Here is a 6,819-nt window from a genome sequence, read left to right as displayed (position 1 = left end):
TCCCTGGAGTGCTCGTACGTCTGCCGGCTGACCGCGCGCGGTGCGAAGCCTTGGCCGGGTATCCTGACCTCGGCTGTTCGTGCGCCCAGCAGACAGGAAGCTGTTAGTAAGGCATCGTCCCCTTGGACATGGCCTCCAGGGTGTCACGTAGCCGGCGCTGACCGGCTCGCCACAACCCGGCACCAAGCGAAATCCGGGTAACGCCGAGCCCGGTCATCCCTGCGACATCCTGCGCACCCGGTAGGTATGTGGTGTTCACGGCGGTCGGGCTGATGGCGGTCACGATAGCGGTGATGGACTCTCTCGAGACGGCATGGATGGGGTAAACGCAGTCGACGCCCGCCTTGACGTAGCAGCGTGCCCGCTCAACCGCATCCGGCAGCGCGGTGGATTCGTCCGATGCGTACAGGAACGAATCCACCCGTGCGTTGATCACCAAGTTGGCACCCGCATGCTGACGGATCGCGGCGAGCAGCTCGGCGTGCTCCCCTGGATTTCTCAGGCATCCGTGCTCGTGGTCGGTGTCCTCGATATTGCAGCCAGCCGCACCCATGCCGAGCAGACGATCCACCAGCTCGGCAGCGGCGAGACCATACCCAGCCTCGACGTCGACGGTGACCGGTACGTCAACCGCCCGCATGATCCTGCTCGCAGCGTCGAACATGTCATCCACCGGCGCGTTCTCACCATCGGAATAGCCAAGCGACTCAGCGACGGCCACCGAGCTGGTAGCGACGACGGGAAAGCCCGCGGCCACCGCCGACCGGGCGCTATCCGCGTCCCAGACGTTGGGCAACACGAGTGGCTTGCCAGGGACATGCAGCTCACGCAGGCGCGCCGCAGCGACGGATGCCAGCGCGTCATGTGATCGGGCCACGCAGGGAGATGCTATCAGGTCGGCCCGCCCGATAACAGCGGCCCGGCCGACCGGTCCGCCAAATCGAACAACCCAATAGCGAACCGAAGGCTTCTCGATAGCGGGAGGTGGTTCGCTACCCGGGACCGGTCGAGGGCGAAGCCGAGCAGACGCTGTCGCGCCGGTCCGCCGGACGCCGCCACCAGGAGGGATGTCTCTCCATGACGGACAACGCAGGAGGTCACCATGCCGCACGTGAATATCAAGTACTTCCCCGTTTCGCTGAGTGACGAACGGCAGTCCGAACTGATCGCAACGGTGACTCAAGCGGTGATGAAGACCTTCGGCTGCGACGAAGCTGTGATATCGATTGCCCTCGAGCCAGTCGAGAAAGATGCGTGGCAGGAGCAAGTCTACCTACCGGAAATCATAAATCGCAGGGACCTGCTGCATAAAAAACCGAACTACTGACCCATCAGTGAATTCACAGAGAGGGGATCAGCCAGTGGACCACTCAGCACCGGCGATCTCGTCCGATCACGATGCCCGACGACTAGCTCTGTTTCGGACCCTTCAGGAGGACCTGCGAACAGTCGTTGAACGAGACCCTTCCGTGCGGACTCATCGGGAGGCCCTGCTGCACCCTGCGCTTCCTGCGCTTTGGGCACATCGCGTCGCGCACCGGATTCACCGCCGTGGCTGGCGCATGTCGGCACGTCTGGCAATGGTACTGGCACGCGCGATCACGGGCGTGGAGATCCATCCCGGTGCGGTGTTGGGCCGCAGGGTATTCATCGATCACGGGGCCGCTGTGGTCATCGGTGAGACCGCAATTGTGGGTGACGACGTCACGATCTACCACCAGGTGACCCTCGGCGCAGTCGGCTGGTGGCGCGACAACCAGCGCGCCGCGGGAGAACGCCGGCACCCCGTCGTCGGCGTGGGGGCGGTACTCGGCACCGCCGCCACCGTCCTCGGTCCGGTGACGGTGGGCGATGGTGCCGTGATCGGAGCACAGGCACTAGTCATCGACGACGTGCCAGCGGGCGCCCGGACCGTCGCCGTCGCAGCCGTACCACGCCGTCAGGAGGTCGCGCGGCACGCCTTCGAGCTGCTGCGCCACACCGCATCGTCAGGTTCGTGGTGACACGTTCGCGGAGCACGAAGGAGAACGCCATGGTTGGCCGGATTTCGGGGCACCTACCCGCTGTCGGACCGCGCATCGCCGACACCATCGAAGACCTGATCGGCAACACGCCCCTACTCAGACTCCCCGTCCAGGACACGGCCCCTGCAGTACAGGTGCTGGCCAAGCTCGAATCAGCCAACCCCCTTGCGAGCGTCAAGGATCGAGCGGCCCTGTGGATGCTGCGGGCCGCAGAAGCCGCCGGACATCTGAGTCCTGCCGGTACGGTGATCGAGGCGACTTCCGGCAATACCGGAATCGCACTGGCCGCGCTGTCAGCCACACGCGGCTACCGCTGCCTGATAGTTATGCCTGACAGTGCGACGGCCGAACGAGTCGCACTGTTGCAGGCGCTGGGCGCCGAGGTCGTCCTCACACCCCGTGAGGAGCTCTACCAAGGTGCCATTGACAAAGCCGAGGAGCTCCACCGGAGGACACCGGGCTCCTGGTTCCCTCGCCAGCATGCGAATGCGGACAACGTTCGTGCCCACCGCGAGACTACCGGACCGGAGATCTGGTCGGATACCGAGGGCCGGGTCGACATCCTGGTGTGCGGTGTCGGGACCGGCGCCACGCTCTGCGGAGCGGCGTCGTACCTGAAGGAACAGAACCCGGCGATCACGGCGGTTGCCGTCGAACCGGAGGCGTCGCCGTTGCTGTCCAGAGGATTCGCGGGCGCACACGCCATTCCCGGGCTGAACGGCGGTTTCATCGCGGATACGACCGACGTCAACCTGATCGACGAAGTGTTGACCGTGTCCGATGACGAGGCCATGGATACGGCGAAGTGGCTCGCCCGCAGGGCGGGTGTCCTCGCCGGGATCTCCTCGGGCGCCGCCGTGCACGGCGCCATCAGAATGGCCCGGCGTGCTGCAAACGAAGGAAAGACGATCACCGTCATCCTTCCCGACACGGGAGAGCGCTACTTGAGCGTCTGGTCGACCCCGCCGAAGAACGACGCGACCAAGAATCGAACGCAACGATGAAGCCCGAGAAAACGCTGCTGCTCGTCGGCGGCACCGACGAGGCGATACTCAGGGCCAAGGAATTAGGCCTGCACGTCCTGCTGCTCCAACATCCCACCAAGGTCACTGCGGAACAGGTGCAGCTCGCAGACGTCCTCCGTGTCGTGGACTTCACGGACTGGGCCCTTACGGAACCGATCGTTCGTGACCTACATGAGACGCCGGGATTTACCGTGGCGTTGTCACTCACCGAACCCGGACTCGACGCCGCGGGACGGATCAACGACATGTTCGATCTGGGCGGCACCGGCTTCGAGGTCACCAGACGAATTCGTGATAAATGGGCCATGCGCCGGCACCTCGCCGATTTGGACCCGGCGGCGGTTGGCGCCGCACCGCTGAGAGACCGTGAGGACCTGGCTGCCTTTGGCATTCGCCACGGCTACCCGTTCATCGTCAAGCCGATCGATGCCACGGCGAGCATCGGCGTGTTCCGCGTCGAAGGTCCCGCAGACTTCGAGCTGGTATGGACCGAGATCGAACGCCTTCGCGGCACCCGGACCGACCGGATTTCAACGCTGTTCGTCCTTCAGGATTTCCTGATGGAGGAATACGTCGACGGCCCCGAGTACAGCGTGGAGTCATTCAGTTTCGCCGGTCGCCATGCGGTGGTGACGATCACCGAAAAATTCACCGACACCGCTCATTTCGCCGAGCTGGGCCATGCTATTCCCGCACGATTGGACGAAGGATTGTGGGAGCAGGTGCGCGCATGTGTGAGCCGCTTTCTCGATCTGATGGGCCTCAGGGACGGAGTCTGCCACACCGAGGTGCGGATCGACACGCGCGGACCCAGGATCATCGAGGGCCACAACCGCTTCGGCGGTGACGCCATCCCGGACCTCGTCCGGGGCGCGTACGGCATCGACCTGACGACGCTTGCGGTCGGCTGGCCGTTCGGCCTTGTCGCCGAACTTCCCGACCGGCCGGTGGCGCATGCCGGCGCGAGCACGCGCTTCCTGGTCTGCGAACCCGGGCGAGTAGAGGCGGTGGACGGCGTCGAAGCGGCTCGCCGGCAGGACGGTGTGCTCGCCGTCCGCATCACCGCGAAGCCGGGCGATGTCGTGCGTTCGGTGCGGGACAACTGGGACCGGCTCGGGCTGGTTGCCGTCACCGGGCCGGACACCACGGCAGCCATCCAGCGGGGGGCGGACCTCGTTCGCGACACCATCGCGGTGCGCGTCCTGGGCGCGGACGGGGAAACGCGCCTCGCCCACGTGGCCGAGGTGCAGGGCCCTGCGAGGATGACGGTGGCACCGGTATGAATGTCCTCATCCTGCACCGCAATCCATTCGAGCCGTTCCCATACGACCAGTGGCTGGCCGACTACGACGGCGATGTGGTCGTCCTCGCGGCACGCGACAAGTTCGAACCGTTCGGTGAGAAAGTGCCCACCGACAACCTCGGCTACACCCGTCTGGAAGTTCTGGAGCAATTCGACGACGCTCTGATACTCAAGCGTGCGCTCGAACTTGTCACCGAGTTCCAGATCACGCATATCATCGCGCACCACGAAGCTGACGTGGACACGGCAGCGTGGCTTCGCGAACATCTTGGGCTGACCGGGGCATGGCCCGCGGACGTGCTGCCGTTCCGCGACAAGGCGCTGATGAAGCAGCGTGCCCAGCGTGCGGGCATTGATGTCGCGGCCCACGCGACACCGCGAACTGCCGAGGAGGCGTGGGCGTTCGCAGACCTGCACGCCTTCCCACTGGTGTGCAAGGATCGTGCCGGCTACAACGCCATCGGCCTGCGAATCCTCGGCGACCGGGACGAGCTGGCGGACTACCTCGCACACACCTACTTTGACGCCCCACGCGAGGACGCATTGTTCGAGGTGTTCGTACCGGGCCGCATGTGTCATGTGGACGGACTCGTGGTCGACGGCCGGACGGTGTTGGCCTGGCCGTCCCAGTACCAGTACGACCTGGCCTCCTTCGGAACGGATCAGGGCGCACGGGTGGATCTGACCCTGGACCGGGACGACCCGTTGACCGACAGGCTGTTGGCGTTGACAGAAAGGATCCTGGCTGCGCTGAAGCCCTCCGGCAGCCGGCTACGCGATCACGCCTTCCACGCGGAGATCTTCCATACTCCCGACGACCGTCTGGTTCTGTGTGAGATCGCGAGCAGGCCGGGCGGAGCGAAGATCCGTGAAGTCTTCCACACCATCTTCGGCGCCAACCTCGGTGAGTACACGACGCGCGCGCAACTCGGCCTACCGCTGCCCGCGCTTGGGGAGTTCTCGGGCGCCGGTGACCGGCCACAGCCGCGGGCGATGTCCGGACAGATGCTGACGATGAAACGGCCGGGACTGGTGCGCTCGGTGCCCGCGGCTCCCGACGAGTCGTGGGTGGAGCGGTTCTGGGTCTATGCACGGCCGGGCCAGGTGATCCCACCTGCCGCGGGTTCGTCGGACTTCCTCACCGCTGTGGTCGGCTCAGCGCCGACCCGCGCGGAGTGCGAACGCAGGTTGCGCAGCCTGGGGGCGCGCTTCGAAGCCCAGATCAAGATCGTGGAGGCGCCGTGAAGGGCTTGTCGACTCGGGCAAGGTACCTACTGGGCATGGTGGTCGACTCAACCGGCAGTGGCATGTACCTCCCACTGTCCCTGCTGTATTTTCACCACACCACCGGGCTGCCGATCGCGCAGGTGGGCGCTATCATGACCGCTGCGGCGCTGTTGGGTCTGGTGAGCAATCCGGTCACCGGAGTGCTCGTGGACCGACACGGCGCCCGCGCCGTCGTCGTCGGCGGATACCTGCTGCGGGCCGTGGGTTTCGCCACCTATCCACTGGTGGACTCCGCCGTGCCGCTGTTCATCGTCGTGGCGCTGGTGGCGTTCGGCGACGTCTCGTTTTCGCCGTCCATCCAGTCCTTCATCGCGGAGATCGCCCAGGGCGCAGCCAGGGACAGACTCATCGCGGCGCAGCGCAGTCTGCGCAACGCCGGTCTCGGTGCTGGCGGCCTGATCGCGGGATCGACGTTGGCGTTGGGCACCGATGCCGCCTATCACGCGATCGTCCTCACCAGCGGGGTCGCGTTCGTGGTGGCCGCCGCGATTATCCGCACAATCCCCACCGCACACGTGGCCGGGCCAACGGCGGTCAGAACTCCGACACGACATGGATACCGCCTCGTCGCGCGCAACCGTCCGTTCCTTGCGCTCACCATGCTGAACGTCCCGACAGCATTCGGCTACATGGTGTTGTCCGTGAGCCTACCGATATACACCACCCAGAAACTGGGCGCACCAACTTCTCTGGTGGGTGCGCTCTACGCGGTCAATACAGTGGGTATCGCAGCTCTGCAGATGCCAGTCACCAGGATCCTCACCAGGTACCGGCGCACGCGCGCCGTCGCGCTGGGCGCATCGGTTTTCGCACTCTCGTTCGTGTCCTTCGCGGTACTGGGAATGATGTCCGCCGGAGCGGTCCTGATGGTTGGCGTGTTCGCTGCGACAGCAGTGTTCACCGCCGGGGAACTGCTGCACGGAGCCACCGCCTCGGCATTGGTGGCCAGTGCGGCGCCCGAGGCCACGCGTGGGCGTCATCTCGCGGTCTATCAGCTCTCCTGGGCAATTCCCACCGCCCTGGCACCCGCGGCGCTGACCGCACTCCTTTCACTGTCCGCCACCGGCATGTGGCTCATACTCGCAGTAGGTGTTACCGGCTCCGCCCTGGGAATGATTCACCTTGAGGGCAGCCTTCCCGAGCAGGCCGTGCGAACTCGCCCACTCTGCACACGGCATCC

Annotated in this window: 7 protein-coding genes; 6 read left to right on the top strand and 1 reads right to left on the bottom strand. The window is 65.4% G+C overall.

The window, feature by feature from the left end:
- Positions 1-103 precede the first annotated feature (103 nt).
- Positions 104-877, bottom strand: a complete 774-nt coding sequence (locus U9980_RS18505; RefSeq protein ID WP_322769065.1) for an isocitrate lyase/phosphoenolpyruvate mutase family protein — start codon at positions 875-877, stop codon at positions 104-106.
- A 225-nt stretch (positions 878-1,102) separates the two neighbouring features.
- Here U9980_RS18505 and pptA point away from each other — a divergent pair, with 225 nt between their 5' ends.
- From pptA to U9980_RS18475, 6 genes are all read left to right on the top strand, one after another.
- Complete coding sequence (gene pptA / locus U9980_RS18500) at positions 1,103-1,327, top strand: tautomerase PptA (protein WP_322769064.1); 225 nt, start codon at positions 1,103-1,105, stop codon at positions 1,325-1,327.
- Positions 1,328-1,415: 88 nt separating this feature from the next.
- A complete protein-coding gene (gene epsC, locus U9980_RS18495) occupies positions 1,416-2,003 on the top strand; it encodes a serine O-acetyltransferase EpsC (RefSeq protein ID WP_416210316.1) in 588 nt (195 codons plus the stop codon).
- 29 nt (positions 2,004-2,032) lie between these two features.
- Positions 2,033-3,028 (top strand): cysteine synthase A, encoded by a 996-nt coding sequence (gene cysK, locus U9980_RS18490; protein WP_322769062.1) that lies wholly within the window; start codon positions 2,033-2,035, stop codon positions 3,026-3,028.
- Positions 3,025-4,332 (top strand): ATP-grasp domain-containing protein, encoded by a 1,308-nt coding sequence (locus tag U9980_RS18485; RefSeq protein ID WP_322769061.1) that lies wholly within the window; start codon positions 3,025-3,027, stop codon positions 4,330-4,332. Before cysK ends, U9980_RS18485 begins: the two co-directional genes overlap by 4 nt.
- A complete protein-coding gene (locus tag U9980_RS18480) occupies positions 4,329-5,597 on the top strand; it encodes a hypothetical protein (RefSeq protein ID WP_322769060.1) in 1,269 nt (422 codons plus the stop codon). Before U9980_RS18485 ends, U9980_RS18480 begins: the two co-directional genes overlap by 4 nt.
- On the top strand, positions 5,594-6,819 hold a 1,226-nt coding region (locus U9980_RS18475), incomplete at its 3' end, for an MFS transporter (RefSeq protein ID WP_322769059.1). The genes U9980_RS18480 and U9980_RS18475, both read left to right, overlap by 4 nt.

Origin of the sequence: Protofrankia sp. Cr1, from assembly GCF_963555865.1 — a bacterium.
Lineage (GTDB): Bacteria > Actinomycetota > Actinomycetes > Frankiales > Frankiaceae > Protofrankia.
This window is presented reverse-complemented; position numbering and strand designations above follow the sequence as displayed.